At 65.0% G+C, this 23333-nt stretch carries 8 protein-coding genes; 5 read left to right on the top strand and 3 right to left on the bottom strand.

Annotation, left to right across the window (positions count from 1 at the left end):
• Positions 1-613 precede the first annotated feature (613 nt).
• The 4 genes from pks2 (I2456_RS11550) to I2456_RS11535 all read left to right on the top strand — a co-directional run bounded on the left by pks2 (I2456_RS11550) (position 614) and on the right by I2456_RS11535 (position 16548).
• Positions 614-6898, top strand: a complete 6285-nt coding sequence (gene pks2, locus I2456_RS11550; RefSeq protein WP_085075719.1) for a sulfolipid-1 biosynthesis phthioceranic/hydroxyphthioceranic acid synthase — start codon at positions 614-616, stop codon at positions 6896-6898.
• 55 nt (positions 6899-6953) lie between these two features.
• Positions 6954-8399, top strand: coding sequence for a condensation domain-containing protein (locus I2456_RS11545; RefSeq protein ID WP_068032038.1), 1446 nt, complete (start codon positions 6954-6956; stop codon positions 8397-8399).
• Positions 8400-9040: 641 nt separating this feature from the next.
• Positions 9041-15295, top strand: a complete 6255-nt coding sequence (gene pks2, locus I2456_RS11540) for a sulfolipid-1 biosynthesis phthioceranic/hydroxyphthioceranic acid synthase (protein WP_085075720.1) — start codon at positions 9041-9043, stop codon at positions 15293-15295.
• Positions 15296-15300: 5 nt separating this feature from the next.
• Entirely contained in the window at positions 15301-16548 is a 1248-nt protein-coding gene (locus tag I2456_RS11535) for a glycosyltransferase (RefSeq protein WP_085075721.1), read from the top strand.
• On the opposite strand, the gene I2456_RS11530 is transcribed toward I2456_RS11535, so the two are convergent.
• Genes I2456_RS11530 through I2456_RS11520 form a run of 3 tightly spaced genes read right to left on the bottom strand, consistent with a single transcriptional unit; the run spans position 16545 to position 19426 of the window.
• A complete protein-coding gene (locus I2456_RS11530; protein ID WP_085075790.1) occupies positions 16545-17330 on the bottom strand; it encodes a glycosyltransferase family protein in 786 nt (261 codons plus the stop codon). The genes I2456_RS11535 and I2456_RS11530 overlap by 4 nt on opposite strands.
• A 47-nt stretch (positions 17331-17377) precedes the next feature.
• On the bottom strand, positions 17378-18622 hold the full coding sequence (locus I2456_RS11525) for a glycosyltransferase (protein WP_085075722.1): 1245 nt from the start codon (positions 18620-18622) through the stop codon (positions 17378-17380).
• An 18-nt stretch (positions 18623-18640) separates the two neighbouring features.
• A complete protein-coding gene (locus I2456_RS11520; RefSeq protein ID WP_068032024.1) occupies positions 18641-19426 on the bottom strand; it encodes a phthiotriol/phenolphthiotriol dimycocerosates methyltransferase in 786 nt (261 codons plus the stop codon).
• A 292-nt stretch (positions 19427-19718) separates the two neighbouring features.
• On the opposite strand from I2456_RS11520, the gene I2456_RS11515 reads away from it, so the two are divergent.
• On the top strand, positions 19719-23147 hold the full coding sequence (locus I2456_RS11515; RefSeq protein ID WP_085075723.1) for an MMPL/RND family transporter: 3429 nt from the start codon (positions 19719-19721) through the stop codon (positions 23145-23147).
• The last annotated feature ends 186 nt before the right edge of the window (positions 23148-23333 follow it).

The raw sequence follows: 23333 nt of genomic DNA, 5'->3' as shown, positions 1-23333 counted from the left end.
AAGCTCCGCCGAGGGAACCCGCCGCGCTCGAATTCGCAACCACGTGACGGTCAACGACCGATGACGCCGGGTGAATAATCCCGGAATTTCACCGTCGACCGCACCGCATTCGCCTAGCCTGATAGGCGGAGTTCGGTCTGCTCCCCCCACACTTCGGCGGTCCGTCCTCCAACGCAGGAAAACCGGATGCGCGGGGCCTCGATCAGCTACCTGAACGGTGCGACGACAGGTCGCCGCTCACCATGACATTCCTGCCGATCAGGCAGGGAAGGGAAGTTGAACCGCGAGGCGCCCAGCGCCTCCGGAACCACTCTCCATAGCGGCTCGCCAGCTCGATACGCTGGGAGTTTGCCGTTGAACGCGGGCGTCGTTCGGGCTGGCAGACGCTTGTGATTGCGGTCACTCTGGGCCGATTTTTTTGTACGTTCGCACGATTTTTCTCCATGCGACGTACCAACCCGTTACGCTTCTGCTCACGCAAAACTATGACGTTTGGCGGTGAGGTGTGGGGGGCCGGTGAGCGCATGCCGCCGCTGCGGATGCCGCAGCGCGGAGCGTGGTTCGACGAGCCGTTGAGGGCTTGAAGCGCGGGCTAAGGAGATGAAGTACGACCGTGGACAAAGCACGCGTTGCGCCGGTTGCAGTCATTGGTCTGGCGTGCCGGTTGCCAGGGGGCATCAACTCACCTGAACAACTCTGGCAGGCACTGCTGCGCGGAGACGACTTCGTCACCGAGGTGCCACTGGAGCGCTGGGACGTAGACGAGTACTACGACCCCGAACCCGGCGTTCCTGGGCGCTCTCACTGCAAGTGGGGCGCGTTCCTGGACAACATCGGCGACTTCGACCCTGATTTCTTCGGTATTTCGGAGAAGGAAGCCACAGCCATGGACCCGCAGCACCGTCTGGTGCTGGAGACCTCTTGGGAAGCCATGGAGCACGCCGGTCTGACGCCCAGCCAGATGGTGAACACCCAGACCGGCGTGTTCATCGGCCTCAACCACGGCGACTACCAATTCGTGCAGGCCGAGACGGGCGCCCTCGAGGGCCCGTACGGCAATACCGGCACCAACTCGTGCATGGCGTCCGGTCGCGTCTCCTATGCCCTGGGTTTGCGCGGCCCGTCGGTCACTGTGGACACCGCCTGCTCGTCCGGATTGTTCGCGGCGCACCTGGCGTTCCGCAGCCTCAGCGAAGGCGAAAGCGACCTGGCATTCGCCGGCGGGGTCTACGCGATGCTGGAGCCTCGCCGATTCGCCTCGGGCTCGGCCAACGGGATGCTTTCGCGCACCGGCCGTTGCCACGCGTTCGACGTCGACGCGGACGGGTTCGTGTCCGGTGAAGGCGCGGTGGTGCTGCTGCTCAAGCGCCTCGAAGACGCACAGCGTGACGGTGACCGGATCCTGGCCGTCATGCGGGGCACGGCCGCCAACCAGGACGGCCACACGGTCAACATCGTGACGCCGTCGGTCGACGCCCAGGAGGCGGTGTACCGCACGGCATTGGCAGCCGCCGACATAGACCCGAACACGGTCGGGATGGTCGAGGCGCACGGCACCGGCACCCCGGTCGGTGACCCGATCGAGTTCGCCAGCCTGGCGGCGGTGTACGGCAACGACGGCCCCTGCGCACTCGGGTCGGTGAAGACGAACTTTGGCCACACCCAGTCCACCGCCGGTGCGCTGGGCCTGATGAAGACGGTCCTGGCCGTGCAGCACGGCGTGGTTCCGCAGAACCTGCACTTCAACGCCATGCCGGACAAGATCGCCGAGATTGGCAGCAATCTTTTTGTGCCGCAAGAGGTTACGCCGTGGCCAAAGGACGATGCGGGGGCTCCTCGGCGGGCTGCGGTCTCGTCGTACGGCATGTCGGGCACCAATGTGCACGCCATCGTGGAGCAAGCGCCCGAACCCAGCGCGTCTCAGGATGCCGCCGGGACCAGCGGCTTCGGCGGCACGCTGATCTTCCCGATTTCGGCCAGTTCCGAAGACGCGCTGCGCGAGACCGCGGGCCAGCTCGCGGATTGGGTCGAGGCGCAGGGAAACGACTTGCCGCTGTCGGACCTGGGCTACACGCTGGCGCGCCGCCGTGGACACCGGCCCGTGCGCACCGCCGTGCTGGGCGGCACCTGCGCAGAGGTGCGTGACGCGTTGCGTGAGGTCGCCAACGGAGAGACGCCCTACCCGCCCGCGGTCGGGCAAGACGACAAGGGCCCGGTGTGGGTGTTTTCCGGGCAGGGCTCGCAGTGGGCGGAGATGGGCAAGGATCTGCTTTCCAACGAGCCGGTGTTCGCGGCCAAGATCGCCGAGATCGAACCGCTGATCGCCGCCGAATCCGGCTTCTCGGTCACCGAGGCGATGACCGCCCCGGAAAAGGTCACCGGCATCGACCGCGTCCAGCCCACTTTGTTCGCCATGCAGGTCGCGTTGGCGGCCACCATGAAGGCTTACGGGGTAAGCCCCGGCGCCGTCGTCGGCCACTCCCTGGGTGAATCGGCAGCCTCCGTCGTCGCCGGCGCCCTGTCGCTGGAAGACGGCGTCAAGGTCATCTGCCGACGCTCCCAGTTGATGACCCGCATCTCCGGAGCCGGCGCCATGGCCTCGGTGGAATTGCCTGCGCAACAAGTGCTTTCGGAGTTGATGGCACGTGGTATCAATGACGCCGTCGTTGCGGTGGTCGCCTCACCGCAGTCCACGGTGATCGGCGGGGCGACGCAGACGGTTCGCGAGCTGGTCGCGGCGTGGGAAGAGCGCGACATCATGGCCCGCGAGGTGGCCGTCGACGTGGCCTCGCACTCCCCGCAGGTCGACCCGATCCTCGACGACCTCACCGAAGCACTGGCCGACATCACCGCACTCGAGGCTGAGGTCCCGTACTACTCGGCGACCTCGTTTGACCCGCGCGAAGAGCCGTACTGCGACGCGTACTACTGGGCGGACAATCTGCGCCACACCGTGCGCTTCGCCGCGGCGGTCCAGGCTGCCCTTCAGGACGGTTTCCGCGTCTTCACCGAGCTATCCCCACACCCGCTGCTCACCCACGCGGTCGACCAGACCGCGCGCAGCCTGGACATGTCGGCCGCCGCGCTGGCCGCGATGCGCCGCGAGCAACCGCTCCCGCACGGGTTACGCCGACTAGTGGGTGACCTGTATGCCGCAGGGGCCGCGGTGGATTTCTCCGTGCTGTACCCCAGCGGACGGCTGGTCGACGCGACGCTGCCGGCGTGGGCGCACCGCCGGCTGATGCTGCTGGAAAGCACCGACCGCCTGGCACACACCCACGCTGTCGCCGTACACCCACTGCTGGGTTCGCATGTGCGGCTGCCCGAGCAGCCGGAGCGCCACGTCTGGCAGAGCGATATCGGCACCGAAGCGCTGTCCTGGCTGGCCGATCACCAAATCCACGGAGCGCCAGCCCTGCCGGGCGCCGCCTATTGCGAGATGGCGTTGACCGCGGCCCGCACGGTCTTGGGTGACGCCGCTGAAGTCTGCGACGTCAAGTTCGAGCAGTTGCTGCTGCTCGATGACGAGACCCCCGTCGGGACCACCGCAACCGTGGAAGCCCCGGGAGTGGTTTCGTTCACGGTGGAGACGATTCAAGCGGACGACCGTTCGCGGCGAGCGTCGGCAGTCCTGCGCTCGATCAAAGACGAAGATGTGCCGGCGTCACGCGACATCGATGCCCTGCTGACCAGCCACCAGAACTCCATCAAGGGCGACGACCTGCGCCAGGAGGCCGACGCACGCGGCATCCAGTTCGGACCCGCCTTCTGTGGCCTGGCCACCGCATACACCGCCGAAGACGAAGCAACGGTGCTCGCCGAGGTGGGGCTGCCCGGTTCCATCCGCTCCCAGCAAGGCGCCTACGGGATCCATCCGGCACTGCTCGACGCGTGCTTCCAGTCGGTGGCGGCCCATCCCAGCGTGCGTAACGTCGGCAATGGCGGTCTGCTACTGCCGTTGGGCGTCAGCCGGATTCGTTCTTATGGCCCAGCCCGCAACGCCCGGTACTGCCACACCACGGTCACCCCGGCGGGAAGCGGTGTGGACGCCGACATCGACATCCTGGACGACAACGGCGCGGTGTTGCTGTCGGTGCGGGGCCTGCAGATGGGCACCGGCGCCTCAGCGAGCAGTGAGCGCGATCGCATTCTGAGCGAACGGTTGCTGGCGATCGAATGGCAAGAGCGCGAGCTGCCCGAGAAAACCGTCACCGAACCCGGCCATTTCCTGCTCGTCAGCACCTCTGACGGCGCCGACATGATGGCTACTCAGCTGACCGACGCCCTGAAGATGCACGACGCCCAGAGCACGACCATGTCCTGGCCACTGCACGACGACCACGTAGCCCTGGCACAACGGCTGCGCGCGCAATTCGAGACCGGTGGATTCTCGGACCTGGTTGTGCTCACCGACCGGCAAGCAGGTGCGGATCGGGAATCGATCGCACGGGGCGCCGAGTACGTCAAGGCTGCGGTTCGCATCGCCCGGGAGTTGCCTGAGCTGGTGGGCCAGTCGCCGCGCCTCTACGTCATGACCCGCAACGCCCAGACGGTGCTAACCGAGGACCGCCCCAATCTCGAGCAAGGTGGACTGCGCGGACTGCTGCGGGTGATAGGCGCCGAGCACCCCCACTTGAAGGTCAGCTACATCGACGTCGACGAACAGACTGCCGCCGAGCAGGTGGCGCGTCAGCTCCTGCTGGCGACTGACGAAGACGAGACTGCGTGGCGAAACGACCAGTGGTACACCGCCCGGTTGTACCCGACGCCGCTGCGGCCGGAGGAACGTCACACCACCGTCGTCGAACACCAAAAGCAGGGCATGCGGCTGCAGGTCCGCACGCCCGGTGACCTTCAGACGATGGAATTCACCGCCTTCGACCGGGTGCCCCCTGGCCCGAACCAGATCGAGGTGGCGGTCAGCGCCTGCAGCATCAACTTCGCCGACGTCCTGGCGGCCTACGGTCGCTGCCCCACCTTCGACGGCAAGCAACCACCGCTCGGCCTGGATTTCGCCGGTGTGGTGACCGCGGTCGGTCCCGAGGTCAGTGACCACGAGGTTGGTGACCACGTCGGCGGCCTGTCCCCCGACGGCTGCTGGTCCACTTTCGTCACCTGTGACGCTAGTTTGGCCACGAAGCTGCCCGAGGGGCTCACCGATGCACAGGCCGCCGCCGTGACCACAGCGTCGGCCACCGCCTGGTACGGCCTGGTCGAGTTGGCCCGCATCCGGGCCGGCGACAAGGTGCTGATCCACTCCGGTACCGGCGGGGTGGGCCAGGCGGCGATCGCCATCGCTCGCGCCGCCGAGGCCGAGATCTACGCCACCGCCGGAAGCGAGAAGCGTCGACAAATTCTGCGTGACATGGGAATCGAGCACGTCTACGACTCCCGCAGCACGGAGTTCGCCGAGCAGATCCGCCGCGACACCGACGGCTACGGCGTGGACGTCGTCCTCAATTCCGTCACCGGCGCCGCCCAGCTTGCCGGCATCAGGCTGCTGGCCATGGGCGGGCGGTTCGTCGAAATCGGCAAGCTCGACATCTATTCGGACACCAAGGTCGGCCTCTTCCCGTTCCGGCAGAACCTCGCCTTCTACGGCGTCGACCTGGCGCTCATGTCGCGTACTCATCCGGCGCACGTTCGAGGCCTGTTGAACGCGGTCTATCAACAGACGGCCAACGGCACGCTGCCGCTGCCTCAAGCCACGCACTACCCGCTGGCTGAGGCGGCTACCGCCGTCCGGGTCATGGGTGCGGCCGAACACACCGGCAAGCTGATCCTCGACGTTCCGCACTCCGGTCGCAGCAGCGTCGTCCTACCGCCCGAGCAGGCCCACGTCTTCCGCAGCGACGGTTCGTACCTCATCACCGGTGGCCTCGGTGGGCTCGGCTTGTTCCTGGCCGAGAAGATGGCCGGCGCCGGCGCCGGTCGCATCGTGCTCAGTTCTCGCTCGCAACCCAGCCAGAAAGCCCTGGAAACTGTCGAGCTGATCCGTGCCATCGGGTCCGACGTGGTGGTGGAGTGCGGCGACATCGCCGAGGCCGGCACCGCGGCGAGGTTGGTGGCCACCGCTACCGCCACCGGCCTGCCGTTGCGCGGGGTACTGCACGCAGCCGCAGTCGTCGAGGACGCCACCCTGCCGAACATCACCGACGAGCTCATCGATCGGGACTGGGCGCCTAAGGTGTACGGCGCCTGGCACTTGCATGAGGCGCTGCAGGACGCACAGGCCAACGACTCGCTCGACTGGTTCTGCTCGTTCTCCTCGGCAGCGGCTCTGGTCGGTTCCCCCGGTCAAGGCGCCTACGCGGCGGCCAATAGCTGGCTGGACGCCTTCACCTTGTGGCGGCGGGCCCAGGGCTTGCCGGCCAGCTCCATCGCCTGGGGCGCCTGGGCGGAGATCGGCCGTGGCAGCACGTTCGCCGAGACCTCCGGAGACGCGATCGGACCCGACGAAGGCGCCTACGCCTTCGAGGCACTGCTGCGGCACAACCGGGCCTACACCGGCTATGCGCCCGTCAACGGCTCGGCCTGGCTATCCGCCTTCGCCCAGCGCAGTCCTTTCGCGGAAGCCTTCAAGTCCGCCGGCAAGGGCCGCTCGGGCAGCAGCAAATTCCTGGCCGAGCTCATGGAGCTGGACCGAGAAGAATGGCCGGCTCGCTTGCGGCGGATGATTTCCGAGCAGGTGGGCCTGATTCTGCGCCGCGCTGTCGACGTCGACCGGCCGCTCTCCGAGTTCGGATTGGACTCCCTCGGCAACCTCGAACTGCGCACGCACATCGAGTCCGAGGTCAAGATCCGCGTCACGACGACCGACATCACGACGGTCCGTGGTCTGGCAGATCACCTTTACGACGAATTGACATCAAAAGGCGACATAGCAACACCCTCATGATGTAGAAAAGGACGAGCGCCACTGTTTGACAGTCGGCTGATATCGAGGAGGAAGCGTGATCATAGGCGGGGGATCAGCAGACGTCACTCTCGGCGTAGGAATCGTCTACGACTGGGAGCCAGGACCGGGTTCGGTCGTGACGTGGCAGCCGACACCGGCATCGCGCGCGAAAGCCAAGCAAGCACCGGTCGTTGACGTGCCCCCGAGTTCCATGCAAGCCGGCCATTTACGCGGATATGTGGAATTCGGCGAGCGCGGTCTCGATTATTCACGGCTGGTTATGGGCTCCTGGGAGATTCCCGGCAAGTGCGACATCCGTACGATGACGCACGTCATCAATGCGCATGTGCGCCGGCACGAGACCTACCGCAGCTGGTTCGAGTACAACGGGCCGAAAGAAATCATTCGGCACAAAATTCAGAACCCCCGCGAGATTCAGCTCGCTCCGATTCAACACGGTCAGTTGACGCAGCCGGAATGGCGCGACCTCGTGGTTTCCACGCCGCCCCCGCTGGAATGGGATTGCTTCCGGTTCGGCTTGATTCAGCACGAAAATCACTGCTCGCTCTTTGCGATCGTCGACCACCTGCACTGCGACCCCGCCGTCGTTTCGTCGCTGTACGTCGAGATCCTGACCAACTACCGCGCGCTGCTCGAAGGCAAACCGCCGCTGGTCATGCCGGAACCGGGCAGCCACGACAACTTCTGCATCCGTGAAGCCAAGACATCTGCCGACTGCACCCTGGACTCCCCCGACGTCCGCAAATGGATCGACTTCGCCGAGAACAATGGTGGCGGGCTGCCCGAATTCCCGTTGCCGCTGGGTGAGCAGACGCTGACCTGCGGTGGCGACATCTTGATCGAGAAGCTGCTGACACCGGAGCAAACAGCGAAGTTCGAAGCCAGGTGCATGGCGGCGCAGGCCCGGTTCAGCGGCGGCCTGTTCGGTTGCGTCGCGCTGGCCCACCACGAACTGACCGGCCAGGAAACTTATTACGGGATGACGCCGGTCGACAAGCGCACTTCGCCCGAGGAATACCTGTCGATGGGCTGGTTCACCGGTGCGGTGCCTTACACCGTCGCGATCGACCCGAACTCGTTCGAGGAAACCGCCCGCTCCACCCAAGCCTCATTCGACGAGAACATGAATATGGCGAACGTGCCCTACGAGCGCGTACTGGAATTGGCGCCCTGGCTGAAGCGGAATTCGTCACAGTTCTTCATGACGAATTACATGGACGCCGGCCTGCCGCCCCTTTCTGCGGTTGTGGCCACCGCACTGAAAGGTGCGAATGCCACGGCATACAACGATGGCAGAAACCCGGCTTACCTGTATTTCTCGGTGATTCGCCTTTTCGATGAGGTTTCCGTCATGGTGAACTTCCCGAATAACCCAGTCGCCCGGGAGTCGGTGACGCGCTATCTCGAGGTTCTCAAGTCTGTGTTCGAGCGGGCCGCCGAGGGTCAGTTCGCAAACGCGGCAGTTCAGGTCGCGCAATAAAGATTTGACGCACCGGCTTTACGTTCCCGAGGCGGAAATAGGGAACGTAAAGCCGGGAATGCGTTAAGTTGGGTGTCGCGTCACACGCCAGTAATTCAACCGAAATTGCGCCGACATTGAATAACGGCGTCAGCAAACTCACTGACGGCGATATCCCGGTCGGCCGCGAGCTACCGTCATGGTCCCGCGGTACCGAGTGAGAAGCATATGACGTGGGCAGGATCCGCGTGAGCGGTTTCCAAAAATCGAGGACTTTCTTCCTTGCGTGCAGCAAGCCGGACCTGCCCGCGCGGGCAGGAGTGCGGCTGGCTCGAACTGCGGGGCCCCGGTCAAAGCCCAGATGAGACGGCATGTCGCCGGAAATCGATCAGGAACTTTTTAGTACGACCGCACGATTTTTCCACATCCGGCAAGCCGAGCAGATACGCTGCTGATCAGTCACGGACTGCAGGTGGGCTTCGACGCAGGGGTTGTAGCCGGCGCGAGCCGCCGCTCCGTTCCCCGGCCGGACGATGCATTTGGCACCGCTGCTGGGAAGGCCCATGCCACCAGGAAGCCCGCCGACATGAACCCAATACGTGGGTAGGGAGAGGTGAACGACCGTGGACCGGACTGGTGTCACTCCAGTTGCCGTCATCGGTATGGCGTGCCGACTGCCGGGAGGCATCGACTCCCCTGAGTCGTTGTGGGAAGCGTTGCTGCGTGGCGACGACTTCGTTACCGAAGTTCCCGCCCACCGCTGGGATGTCGAAGAGTTCTATGACCCCGAGCCGGGCGTGCCTGGTCGAACGGTGTGCAAGTGGGGGTCGTTCCTGGACGACGTCGCGGACTTTGATCCGGAGTTCTTCGGAATCACCGAGCGCGAAGCGACCGAGATGGATCCCCAGCACCGATTGCTGCTGCAGACCTCCTGGGAGGCGATGGAGCACGGCGGCCTGACGCGCGAAGCCTTGGCCAGCGTCCGGTCCGGCGTCTTCGTAGGCCTCATGCACGACGACTACTTGTTCATGCATGCCGATGCCGACACCTTGAGCGGGCCCTACGGGTACATGGGTAACAGTTTCGCCATGGGGTCCGGCCGGATCTCCTACGCCATGGGACTGAGCGGACCGGCGATGACCGTCGACACGGCCTGCTCCTCGGGCCTGTCGGCGATCCACCTGGCCTGCCAGAGCCTGCACGACGGCGAAAGTGACATCGCCCTGGCCGGCGGCGCTTCGGTGACACTGGAGCCTCGCAAAGCCGCTTCCGGTTCGGCCATCGGCATGTTGTCGGCCACTGGGCATTGTCACGCGTTCGACGTCCAGGCCGATGGCTTCGTGTCGGGCGAGGGCGCGGTGATGATGCTGCTGAAGCGCCTAGAGGACGCCCAGCGCGACGGCGACCGAATTCTGGCGGTGATCCGCGGTACCGCCGCCAACCAGGACGGCCGCACCGTCAACATCGTCACGCCGTCGCGGCCCGCTCAGGTCGCGGCGTACCGGGCGGCGCTGGCCGCCGGCAATGTCGATCCCACCACCGTCGGTATGGTCGAAGCCCACGGCACCGGCACGCCGATCGGTGACCCCATCGAATACGCGAGCCTGGCCGAGGTCTACGGGACGAGCGGGCCTTGTGCCCTCGCCTCGGTCAAGACCAATTTCGGGCACACGCAGTCAGCCGCCGGTGCGCTGGGGCTGATGAAAGCTGTTCTGTCCGTGCAGCACGGCGTGATCCCGCAGAATCTGCACTTCACCCAGATGCCGGAGAAGTTCGCCGAGATACAAACCAATCTCTTTGTGCCGCAGGAGAATACGCCGTGGCCGATAGAGGCGACGCCGCGACGTGCGGCCGTGTCGTCGTACGGGTTCTCCGGCACCAATGTGCACGCGGTGGTGGAACAAGCCCCGGTGCAGGCTGCCGCGGGTGCGGCCACGACGGTCGAGGCCGACGGCAGTGCCGCGCTGGACGGTGTGCTGATCTTCCCGTTGTCGGCGTCATCTGAGGATGCGCTCCGTCAAACGGCGGCCCGGCTCGCCGACTGGCTCGACGCACAAGACGACGTGGACATTTCGGACCTTGCCTACACGCTGGCCCGCCGCCGTACCCCGCGAGCGGTGCGCACCACCGTCCTGGCCGACAGTCGCGCACAACTGACTCGCGCGCTGCGCGAGGTCGCTACCGGTGAGGTGCCCTATCCGCCGGCCATCGGCCAGGACGACAAGGGCCCGGTGTGGGTGTTTTCCGGGCAGGGCTCGCAGTGGGCCGAGATGGGTAAGGACCTGCTGGCCACTGAACCGGTGTTCGCGGCCAAGATCGCCGAGATCGAACCACTGATCGCCGCCGAATCCGGCTTCTCGGTCACCGAGGCGATGACCGCGCCGGAAAAGGTCACCGGCATCAACCGCGTCCAGCCCACTCTGTTCGCCATGCAGGTCGCGCTGGCCGCCACCATGAAGGGCTACGGCGCCGCACCCGGCGCCGTCATCGGCCACTCCCTGGGTGAATCCGCCGCCTCCGTCGTCGCCGGCGCCCTGTCGCTCGAAGACGGCGTCAAGGTCATCTGCCGACGCTCCCAGCTCATGACCCGCATCTCCGGAGCCGGCGCCATGGCCTCGGTCGAATTGCCCGCCGAAGAGGTCATCACGCAGCTGGTTGCGCGCGGCGTCAGTGACGTCGTGGTGGCGGTGGTCGCCTCGCCGCAGTCCACGGTGATCGGCGGCGACACCCAGACGGTGCGCGACCTGCTCGCGGCGTGGGAAGAGCGCGACGTGCTGGCCCGCGAGGTGGCCGTCGACGTGGCCTCGCACTCCCCCCAGGTCGACCCGATCCTCGACGACCTGTACGAAGTGCTGGCCGATATCGAGCCGCTCGAGGCGCAGGTGCCCTACTACTCGGCGACCTCCTTCGACCCGCGCGAGGAGCCGTACTGCGACGCCGGTTACTGGGCCGACAATCTCCGTCACACGGTGCGCTTCGCGGCGGCGGTGCAAGCCGCCCTGGAGGACGGGTTTCAGGTCTACACCGAGCTGTCCCCGCACCCGCTGCTGACGAATGCGGTCGACCAGACCGCCCGTAGCCTCGACAAATCGGCCGCCGCGCTGGCCGGCATGCGGCGCGAACAGCCGCTGCCGCACGGGCTGCGCGGCCTGGTGGGCGACCTGTACACCGCGGGTGCGGCGGTGGACTTCTCGGCGCTCTATCCCACCGGGCGGCTGCTCGATGCGCCGTTGCCCAGCTGGAATCAGCGTTCGCTGTTCCTGGCGACCAGCGGTTTGGATTCGGTCGCGCGCCGCAGTGCGCTGGTTCCCGCCCATCCCCTGATGGGTGTCCACGTTCGCCTGCCCGAAGAGCCGGAACGCCACGTCTGGCAGGGCGAAGTCGGCACCCAGGCCATCCCCTGGCTGGCCGACCACCAGATCCGTAAGTCGGCGGCCCTTCCGGGCGCCGCCTACTGCGAGATGGCGCTGGTGGCTGCCCGAACCGTACTCGGAGACTCCGCCGAAGTGCGCGACTTGCGCTTCGAGCACTCCCTGGAACTCGACGAAGTGACCCCGATCGGGATCACCGCGACCTTCGAAGCGCCCGATGTGGTTGCTTTCACGGTGGAAAGCAACCAGGAGGGCCGCTACGAGCGGCAGGCGACCGCCGTGCTGCATGCGGCCGACCCGTCGGATGAGCCACAGACGCACGACTTGGCCGCACTGCTTGCAAAGCACCCTCGACCCGTCGACGGCGACGAGATCCGCAAGTGGTTGGACAAGCGTGGTCACCGGCTCGGCGCGGCGTTCACTGGCCTTGGCGGCGCGCACATCGCGGAAAGCGCCGGTAACACCGTGCTGGCCGAGGTTTCGTTGCCCGGCCCACTACGCCCCCAGCAAGGCACCTACGGCCTGGTCCATCCGGCGCTGTTGGATGCGTGCTTCCAGGCCGTGGCCGCCCATCCCAGTGTGGGTAGCCACGACAGTGCCGCCTCTGGTGGGTTGCTGGTGCCGTTGAGCATTCGTCGGCTGCGCGCCTACGGCTCGGCCCGCCACGCCCGGTACTGCTACGCGACCGTAACTGCCTGTGGCGCCGGCGGAGTCGAGGCCGACCTCGACATCGTCGACGAGAACGGCGCCGTCCTCATGGCCGTGCGGGGCCTGCAGTTGGGCACCGGCGCTTCCCCGGACAGTGAGCGCCGTCGCGTCTTGGGCGAGCGATTGCTGACCATCGAATGGCAATCCCGAGAATTACCCGAGAAGGCGGTGACGGAGCCCGGCGTGTGGCTGTTGATCAGCACTTCCGACGCCGCCGACCTGACCGCAACCGCGCTCACCGACGCACTCAAAGTCCATGATGCGCAGGCGAATACACTGTCCTGGCCGTTTGCCGGCGACCACGCCGCACACGCCCAGCAGCTGCGCAGCGAACTGGAGGCGGGCGCGTTCCACGGCGTGGTGCTGATCACCGCGCCGCAGCACAGCGCCGACCGGGAAGCAGCAGACCGCGGCGGGCAGTACGTCGAGCATGTGGTGCGGATCGCCCGGGAGCTGCCGGAGTTGCTGGGCTCGCCGCCGCGGCTGTATGCGTTGACCCGCAACGCCCAGACGGTACTGGCCGACGACCGCGCCAACCTCGAGCAGGGCGGCCTCCGTGGTCTGCTGCGGGTGATCGGCTCGGAGAATCCGCAATTGAAAGTCAGCTACATCGACGTCGATGAGCAGACCGGGGCCGAGCAGGTGGCGCGCCAACTGTTGCTGGCCACCGACGAGGACGAGACCGCCTGGCGCAACGACGAGTGGTACACCGCCCGAATGCTGCCCGCTCCGTTGCAGCCCGAGGAACGTCGGACCACCATCGTCGATCACGACGAAGCCGGCGTCCGCCTGCAGATCCGGGCCCCGGGCGACCTGGAGACACTGGAGTTCGCCGCGTTCGACCGCGTGGCGCCGGGCCCCGGTGAGATCGAGGTCGCCGTGAGTGCGTCCAGCGTCAACTTCGCCGATGTGCTGGCCACATTCGGCCGCTACCAAACCTTCGACGGGCAACTGCCCGAGCTGGGTATGGACTTCAGCGGCGTGGTGACCGCGGTCGGCTCAGAGGTCACCGACCACAAGGTTGGTGACCACGTTGCCGGACTGTCCAATAACGGCTGCTGGGCCACTTTCCTCAACTGCGACGCGCGCCTGGCCGCAACGGTGCCCGACGGGATGACCGATGCCCAGGCGGCCGCGGCCACCACCGCCTACGCCACCGCCTGGTATGGCCTGCATGAGCTGGCCCGCATCCGCTCCGGGGACAAGGTGCTGATTCACTCCGCGACGGGTGGGGTGGGCCAGGCGGCGATCGCAATCGCCCGCGCCGCGGGTGCCCAGATCTTCGCCACAGCCGGCAGCCCGGAGCGTCGAAAAATGTTGGGCGACATGGGGATCGAGCACGTTTACGACTCCCGCAGCACATCGTTCGCCGACGAAATCCGCCGCGACACCGAGGGCTACGGCGTCGACATCGTGCTCAACTCACTGACCGGCGCCGCCCAGCAGGCGGGAATCAAACTGCTCGCTCTGGGTGGACGATTCATCGAGATCGGTAAGCGCGACATCTACTCCAACACCCGGCTGGAGTTGTTCCCCTTCCGGCAGAACCTTGCGTTCTACGGCGTGGATCTGGCACTGATGGCCGACAGTCATCCCGCTCAGGTCCGCGAGTTGCTGAGCACGGTGTATCAGCAGGTCGCAACCGGCGCCCTGCCCGCCTCGGAGATCACCCGCTACCCGATGGCCGACGCGGCCACGGCCATTCGCGTGATGGGCGCTGCCGAACATACCGGCAAGCTGATTCTCGACATCCCACATGTGGGGCGCAGCAGCGTGGTGATGCCGCCCGAGCAAGCCCCGGCATTCCGGGGCGACGGCTCGTACATCATCACCGGTGGCCTCGGCGGCCTCGGGTTGTTCTTGGCCGAGAAAATGGCCAGCGCCGGCGCCGGCCGCATCGTGCTCAGCTCTCGCTCCCAGCCCTCCCAAAAGGCTTTGGAGACAATCGAAATGGTCCGCGCGATCGGATCCGACGTGGTGGTGGAGTGCGGCGACATCGCCGAGGCCGGCACCGCGGAGCGGTTGGTGGCCACTGCGACTGCCACCGGTCTGCCGTTGCGCGGGGTGCTGCATGCGGCCGCCGTCGTCGAGGACGCCACCTTGCCCAACATCACCGAGGATCTCATTCGCCGCGACTGGGCGCCCAAGGTGCACGGGGCGTGGAACCTGCATGAGGCGCTCCAAGAGGTGGAACATGACCAGCCGTTGGACTGGTTCTGCTCCTTCTCCTCAGCGGCGGCCTTGGTCGGTTCACCCGGCCAGGGAGCGTACGCCGCAGCCAACAGTTGGCTGGACGCATTCACCCACTGGCGGCGGGCCCAGGGCTTGCCGGCCACCTCCATCGCCTGGGGCCCGTGGGGTGAGATCGGCCGCGCTACGTCTTTCGCCGAGGCGGCGGGCGACGCCATCCAACCCGAAGAAGGCGCTTACGCCTTCGAGGCATTGCTGCGGCACAACCGCGCTTACAGCGGTTACGCGCCCATCATCGGCTCACCATGGCTCAACGCGTTCGCCCAGCACAGTCCGTTCGCGGAGGCGTTCCGCGCCACGGCCAAGCACGCCGGCAACAGCAAGTTCCTCAACGAACTGGACAGGCTGCCGCAGGAGGAGTGGCCGGCACGACTCCGTCGCATGGTTTCCGAGCAGATCGGGTTGATTCTGCGCCGCACCATTGATGTCGACCGGATGCTGACCGAGTACGGACTCGACTCACTCAGCAGCCAGGAACTGCGCACCCGTATCGAGTCCGAGACCGGGATACGCATCACCGCGACCAACATCAACACGACGGTGCGCAGCCTGGCCGATCTGTTGTACGACGAGCTGACCTCCGCCTGACGTCGATGAAATTTGTGCTGGCGACGCATGGCACCCGCGGCGATGTCGAGCCATGTGCCGCAGTCGGTATGGAACTACTACGTCGAGGACACGACGTCTGCATGGCGGTTCCGCCCAACCTGATCGGGTTCGTGGAGGCCGCGGGCTTGACCGGTGTCGCGTACGGGCCGGACTCCGGGATACAGATCAACCAGGTCGCAGCCTTCGTGCATAACCTCACCAAGGCGCAGAATCCCTTCAACCTGGCACAAGCGGGCAAGCAATTGTTCGTCGAAGGCTGGGCCGAGATGGGCAGGACGCTGACCGAACTGGCCGACGGCGCCGACCTGCTGATGACGGGTCAGACCTATCACGGGGTTGTCGCCAATGTCGCTGAGTATCACCACATTCCGATCGCCGCCCTGCACCACTTCCCCATGCACGTCAATGGGCAGGTGGGGCTGCCGTCGGTGCCGATGCCGGCCGAGGTCGCCCGTACCGTCGGCAAAGCGTCCTGGCGCCTGTATTCCTACACCACCAAGGACGCCGACCGCGCCCAGCGACGGGAGCTGGGCCTGCCGCCTGCCTCAGCCCCCGCGCTCAAACGCATCGTGGATTCCGGGGCGCCGGAGATTCAGGCCTACGACCCGGCGTTGTTTCCCGGACTCATCGAAGAGTGGAACGGCCAGCGGCCGTTCGTCGGTCCGCTGTCGATGCAGCTGCACACCGAACCCAACCACGAACTGGAAGCGTGGATCGCGGCTGGAACACCGCCGATCTACTTCGGTTTCGGTAGTACGCCGGTGCAATCACCGGCCGAGACGGTCGCGATGATCGCGGACGTGTGCGCGGAACTGGGCGAGCGTGCGCTCATCTACTCCCCCGCCGACCAGCCCATCGTCCGGCAGCCCGAACACGTGAGAATCGTTGGGCTGATTGACTATTCGGCAATCTTACCGAAGTGCCGCGCGGTGGTTCACCACGGCGGGGCGGGCACCACCGCCGCGGGACTGCGTGCCGGGATGCCGACGTTGATCCTCTGGGACGTGGCCGATCAGCCCATCTGGGGAGCGGCCATCCAACGATTGAAAGTTGGCTCGACTCGGCGTCTTTCGAGGATCAACCGGAAAGCTTTGGTCAAAGAGATCAGGTCCATCCTGGCACCGGACTACGTGGCACGCGCGCGGGACATCTCGGCAAAGATGGCCAATCCGGCGGATGCCGTGGCGAAGGCGGCGGATCTATTGGAGGAAACGGCGCGGGTCCGCGCCTAATCGCTGGTATTGCGGTCGAGCGGAAACGACTTGTACCACTTACGTCGATGGGCGGCGCCCATCTCCCGCAAGATGCCCATTGCGGCGGGCCACCCGTGCGTCCGGCTCAATCCCCGGATCATTGTGCTGCTGGCACCCCAGTGATACTGGCGGCCACCGAAGTGTGCGTTGGCGGTCTTGCGCCCGAAGTGGTTGATATATGCCATTTCCGTTGTGTACAAACCAAATCCGGACTTTCGAGCACGCAGCGCCAAGTCGAGGTCAAGTCCCCATCCGAAGCGCCCGAAGGTCGACAAATCCATACCGCCCACCGCATCCCAGCACTCCCGCGACATCGCCAGCGCCGTTCCCTCCACGGCCGGCACGACTCGGTACAGCGGACGAGGAATGTAGTCAGCGGCGTCTGCCTTCTCGCCGGCTACCGCGTACGGGAACCCCGCGTCGAACATCGGTCCCACGATTCCCGCGTCGGCCGGTAGCCGACGGTCGAGCAACCCGGCCACAAAGCCTTTCGAGATTCGGGTGTCGTTGTTGAGTGTCATCGCATGCGAGTAGCCCTCGCTGAACGCAGTCCGGAAGCCCAACTCACTGCCCCCGGCCCAACCGAGATTCTCACCGGGTGTGCTCACCCGCTCGTTGCTGATCCTCGGGTAATCGCCACGGTTGTCGACGATCAGATAGTCGGCACCCTCGCGCTCCAAGTCAGCGACTAGCGCGTGCGTGTACTCGTGCTGACCGTAAACCGGCACTGTAATCAGCAGGGACACAAGCGAATCGTACACTGATCGCCCTTCCATCGAGATCTATTCTGCAATCCGGTCAACTGGCACTAACGATGGCCGGCATGCTCTTCGAGCAAGTCGGCGGTGGCCACCACACTGGCATCCGCTTTCGTCATCCGGGACGCGAGTTCGCGCGCCCGGCTCACACATTCAGGGGTGAGGATCGCCTTGAGGTCGGCCACCAGAGTCCGGGTGGTGGCCGCCGAATATCGCCGACCTCGCCCAACCTTCAGCTGCTGCACTTGGGCCGCCCAGAACGGCTGATCGGAGGTGACCCAGAGAATCAGGCTGGGGATTCCGGCGCGAAGTCCTGCGGCGGTGGTGCCCGCGCCGCCATGGTGCACGACCGCGCGGCAAGCGGGGAAAATTGCCGCGTGGCTGACCGCGCGCACCACCTTCACGTGATCGAGCCGGGGTATCCCGGTCGAGTCGCTTGGGCCAGAGCAGATCAATGCCCGCTCGCCCAACTGCGAACACGCTGCGCCGATCATGTCGACCCGTTCCGCGAGGGATCCCACCGGCATGCTGCCGAAGCCGAAATAGATCGGCGGCGTACCCGCAGCGATCCACGACATGACCTCGTCGTCGGCGTCGGTGGGAAGACCCATGGTGAGCGCACCGACGAACGGCCGCCGGCCACCCCATTCAGCGGACAACCCGGGAAAGCAGACCTCGTCGTAGGCCTGGATCTCCAACGCTCCACGCGCGGCCATGCGCTTGGGCGCCGGACTGGACGCTTTGGGCAGACCAAGTTCACGGCGCTGGGCGTCCTCGACGCCCTTGGTCAGACGCCAGTAGAGCCAGTCCGTGGTGTGGATCGTGGAACGAACCACCGCTCCCGGTAACCGGGCCGCCGAAAATCCGAGCTGACCGTTGGCGCGCATCGGATAAAAATGCAGTGCGGCAAGCGGAATTTCGTAGTGCTCTGCGACGTTGGCCGCGACTTCCTGATAGATCTGACCGGTCAAGAGCAGGTCGGCGCCCGCGGCGACGGGAGTCAGCATGGCACTGAGTTCGAGCCAGCCCTCGGTCACCGGCGCCATCGCCTGCCGTGCCAGCTTGACCGGATTCTGGACTTTCCACCCGTTGTGCAGGAACTGCTCGTCCAGTTGCAGTTGCGAGTCACGAGTGCCGTAGGCAACAGCTTCAAGACCGGCTTCTTGTACGAAGCCAATGAGATTGGGCGGCACCGCAAGGCACACATCGTGCCCACGCCGCTGCAGCTCCTGGCCGACAGCGGCACATGGTTCGATGTCGCCGCGCGTGCCATAGGTGGCCACGACAAATCTCATGAGACGGACCGCTTTACGTTAGTCCTTGGCGAAGAGGTAGATCCGGTAGGTGAACCCGCCGCCGCGCTTCAGATCGCGGTCCAACACATTGACCGCATAACGGGTGAGACCGGTCAGGAATGATGGCGCCCGACGGCTGATGATTTCCTGCGTCCGTCGGGTGTTGGCGTCCAGCCCGCGCTTGGCCTCGTCTTGGATGTCGCGCTGAGCGACCTTCCGCAGCGGGATGTTGGCAAGCGCTGATTCCCATTCGGCCACAACGGGGTTGCGCCGCGAATCGGTGTACAGGAAGTGACCGCCTGGACGGAGCACGCGCGCTACTTCAGCCAGGAAGCCGGAAAAATCGGGGTACTGATGCGACGCTTCGACATTCACCACCGCATCGAAGGATTCGTCCGGGAACGGAAGGTTCTGCGCGTCACCCTGGACGAAATCGAGCCCCGGTAGCTGGTGCCTTTCCCGGCACTTCTCAATGCTGGCCGGATTCAGATCGAGCCCCGTGTACGAAGCGGGTCCCAGGTTGCGCGTGATGTACGAAGCGCCGCCACCGGCGCCACAGCTGACTTCCAGCACCTTCTTGCCGGTGAGGTCCACCTGGCTTGCTGTCTGATGATAGAGCTGGATGCAGTAGCGGTTCGGCTCGTCGGACGGGTCCAACGGCAAGCCCATCGGCGGGTCTTCCTCGTAACCGAAGTTGAAGAACACCACATCGTCGCCGACCTGGCGGGTGCCCAGGGGCAGCAGGTACCTCGTGGTGATCTTCCCGACCAAGGGATTCGATTGCAGGCGGTATCTGAGAGCCACGGGGGAGAGTGTCGCATGACTCGGCCGCGCGGCGTGCCAAAAAGGCCAACGTCGGTAACCGCCAGAACAGCACAGGCGTGCAACTTTCTTAACAGTGAGTTACCGTCCGCGGGACCGGACCCACTGCTCCGGAACCACCCGCGACCGCCCTGAGTTGCTCCCGGCACGAGCCCTGATCAGGTCTTTTCTTGCTCACGTTCGGCTAAGCCCGGTCACCCACCGGCACAGACGCGGTTAATGCCGAATTTTCGATTCCCCCCCTCACCCGCACTCTTCCTTGTACGTTTGAGAGGTGGCTGGGCAGGCGAGATCACACGACGAAGCAAAAATCGGGGGGGTCTTCGACCGGGTCGGAGACTTCGTCATCAAGTGGCCGTGGCTGGTCATTGCCGGCTGGGTTGCCGTCGTCGCTGTTCTGGCCCTGACCTTCCCTCCGCTGCAGGTGCAGGCCGCCAAGCACGAGACGAAACCGCTGCCCGACAACGCGCCGACCATGATCGCGCAGCGCGAGATGGACAAAGCCTTCGCCGCCCCCGGCAGTGACGGGTCCGGGGCGAAAGGCGGTGACGCCAAACCGGCTGGATCCTTGCTGTTGGTCATCCTGACCGACGAGAACGGGCTGGGTCCCGCCGACGAGGAGACCTACCGCAAGCTCCTGGCCAACCTGCACGAGGACACCCAGGACAAGATGTCCGTGCAGGACTTCATGGGCACGCCGGAATTGCGTCAACTGCTGGAAAGCAAAGACAAGAAAGCCTGGAACCTCCCGATCAACTTGCCGGGCCCGGAAACAGCTCCCGAGACGCAGGCCGCATTGATCAACATCAGGGCGATCATCAATAAGACGGTCGCGGGGACATCCCTGACCGCCAACGTCAGTGGTCCGGTAGCCACCGCCGCGGACGTCCAAAAGCTCGGTGAAGATGACGTGCAGATCATTGAAACCGGCACCATCCTCAGCGTCCTGATCATCCTGATCCTCGTCTACCGCAACCTGGTCACCATGCTGCTGCCACTGGCCACCATCGGCCTATCCATTGGTGGCGCGCAAGGCGTCTTGTCGGTGTTGTCGGAACTCGGCCTCACCGTGAACATGCAATGCATCGTGTTCATGAGTGCCGTCATGATCGGCGCCGGCACTGATTACGCCGTCTTCTTGATCAGCCGATATCACGACTACGTACGACATGGCGAAACCTCCGATCGTGCCGTGAAAAAAGCACTGATGTCGATCGGCAAGGTCATCGCCGCATCAGCGGCCACCGTGGCGGTCACGTTCCTGGCCATGGTCTTCACCAAGTTGGAAGTGTTCTCCGCAGTCGGCCCGGCGATCACCGTCTCGATCATCGTGTCACTGCTGACCGCCACAACGTTCCTGCCCGCCGTCATGGTCCTCACTGGGCGACGCGGCTGGATCAAGCCCCGCAAAGAGATGACCACACGCTTCTGGCGGATTTCGGGAACACGGATTGTGCGGCGCCCGAAGTCGCATCTCGTCGCGAGCCTGCTGGTGCTGGCAATTCTGGCCGGCAGTGCCGCCTTGATCCAGTTCAATTACGACGACCTCAAGACGATGCCACAGGACATGGACAGTGTGCGGGGCCTCAACGCATTGAATCGCCACTTCCCCATGAACTCAATGACTCCCATGATGCTCTTTGTCCACTCCCCACGTGACCTGCGCACCCCGGCCGCGCTGGGTGACCTGGAGGTGATGTCGCGCCGGATCACCGACCTGCCCGACATCGTCATGGTGCGCGGCCTGACCCGGCCCAACGGTGAACCGCTCAAGGAAACCAAGGTGTCGTTTCAAGCCGGCGAGGTCGGCGGCAAACTGAACGAGGCATCCAACGCCATCACCGACCACGGTGGCGACCTGGACCATCTAGTCGGCGGCTCCCGGCAGCTGGCCGACGCCCTGGCCGGAGTCCGCTCCCAAGTCAACGAAGCCGTCGCCAGCTCCGCCGGCATGGTCGCAATGCTGGAGAATATGCTGCAGCTGATCGGCGGCGACAAAACCATTCAGCAACTCGACACCGCCTCCCAGTACGTGGGACGGATGCGGGCACTAGGCAACAACCTCAGCGGAACCGTCCAGGACGCCGAGCAGACCGCGGTGTGGGCCAGCCCGATGGTGGCGGCGCTGAATGAAAGTCCCAGTTGTAATGCCGATCCCGCGTGCGTGCGGTCCCGGTCGCAACTGGCGGCGATCGTCGAATCCGGGAACAACGGCCTGTTGCGTTCTATCGCCGCCTTCGCCGTCACGCTGCAGCAGACGGAGGGGTACCAGAATCTGGCGATGACGGTCGGCAAACTGCATGACCAGCTGAAGCAGATCGTCGCCACGCTGAGGATGGTGCAGGGCCTTCCGAATACTCTGTCGCAACTCCAGGCGGGCGCGGGCGCCCTGGCCGACGGCAGTGGAGCCGTGGCCGACGGGGTGCAGGCACTGGTGGATCAGGTCAAGAAGATGGGCGGTGGGCTCAACGAAGCCTCCGACTTCCTGCTCGGAGTGAAGCGCGACGCGGAGCGGCCTAACATGGCCGGCTTCAACATCCCACCGCAGATCATGACGCGGGACGAATTCAAGAAAGGCGCACAGTTCTTTCTGTCGCCCGACGGGCACGCGGCGCGGTACTTCGTTCAGAGCGCGCTCGGCCCGTCCTCCAAAGAGGGCATGGATCAAGTCAACAAGATCCTCGAAGCAGCCCGGTCGGCGCAACCCAACTCCGAGTTGGCCGACGCCAAGGTGGAACTGGTAGGAGTCCCGAGTGGGCTTCGGGACACCCGCGAGTTCTACAACCACGACATCAAATTCATCGTCATCGCCACGATCATTATCGTTTTCTTCATCCTGGTCATCTTGCTGCGGGCGATTGTGGCACCGCTTTATCTCATTGCCTCAGTTTTGATTTCGTTCCTGTCAGCCTTGGGCTTAGCGGTCATTGTCTTCCAATTGATCTTGGGAGAGCCAATCCACTGGAGCTTGCCCGGGTTGTCGTTCATTTTGTTGGTCGCGGTCGGTGCCGACTACAACATGTTGCTGATCTCGAGAATCCGCGATGAGTCGCCGCACGGAGTGCGGGTCGGGGTCATCCGCACGGTCGGCTCCACCGGTGGTGTGATCACCTCCGCAGGTTTGATCTTCGCCGCATCGATGTTCGGTCTGATAGCAGCCAGCATCACCACCATGGCTCAGGCCGGTTTCACCATCGGCATCGGGATTGTGATCGACACCTTCTTGGTGCGCACCATTACCGTGCCCGCGGTTGCTGCATTGCTCGGCCAGAAGAACTGGTGGCCGTCCAAGGTGGGCCAAACCGGAAAGAGCAACCAACCCGGGCAACTGGAAGTCTGGCTCAACCGGGCCAAGCAAGTCTTGTCCGGCAAACCGCCGGCGAAAGCCACTGTCACGACAGCCAAAACGAAGCCGGTCCCAAAGACCGCGAAGCCGCTCTCTGCGTCGAGCGAGGCGCTACCACGACATTCGCTGCCTCTCTTCGGCCTCACCACCGTGCGGACCTACGACTTAGCAAAGTGTTTGTCGGTAGCCGAAGTCAAGGCCAACGGCATCGGCAACGAACCGGTCGACCACCTCCTGACTCACTCGCTGCCGTTGTTCGGTCTCGGTTACCAGCTTCTGGAACGCGAGTCGAACGGGAACGGCAAACGCGCCGTCAACGGGGTGAAGCCAAAGCCGGACAGGTCGGTAATCACCTAACCGAGAACCCGCACCTCGAGCATCGTGTGGACGCCGACGCGGGTTACCTCGAGTCACGACTCGTGCTTCGAAGAAAGTGTTGTGCCAAGGAAATTCAATCGCTCAGCCCCTTGCCAGCAACGAGTCATGAAGGCCGCCAACGCTTTCCACCGAGACCGCCGCGCTGACACACCGGGTCGGTCATCG

Source organism: Mycobacterium kubicae (assembly GCF_015689175.1).
Lineage (GTDB): Bacteria > Actinomycetota > Actinomycetes > Mycobacteriales > Mycobacteriaceae > Mycobacterium > Mycobacterium kubicae.
The sequence above is the reverse complement of the archived record's forward strand: the minus strand, read 5'-3'. Positions and strand labels throughout refer to the sequence as shown.

Bases quoted from the DNA above. Each gene is read 5' to 3' on its own strand.
- pks2 (WP_085075720.1), top strand. From the start codon at position 9,041: ATGGCGTGCCGACTGCCGGGAGGCATCGACTCCCCTGAGTCGTTGTGG.
- I2456_RS11535 (WP_085075721.1), top strand. From the start codon at position 15,301: ATGAAATTTGTGCTGGCGACGCATGGCACCCGCGGCGATGTCGAGCCA.
- I2456_RS11525 (WP_085075722.1), bottom strand. From the start codon at position 18,622: ATGAGATTTGTCGTGGCCACCTATGGCACGCGCGGCGACATCGAACCA.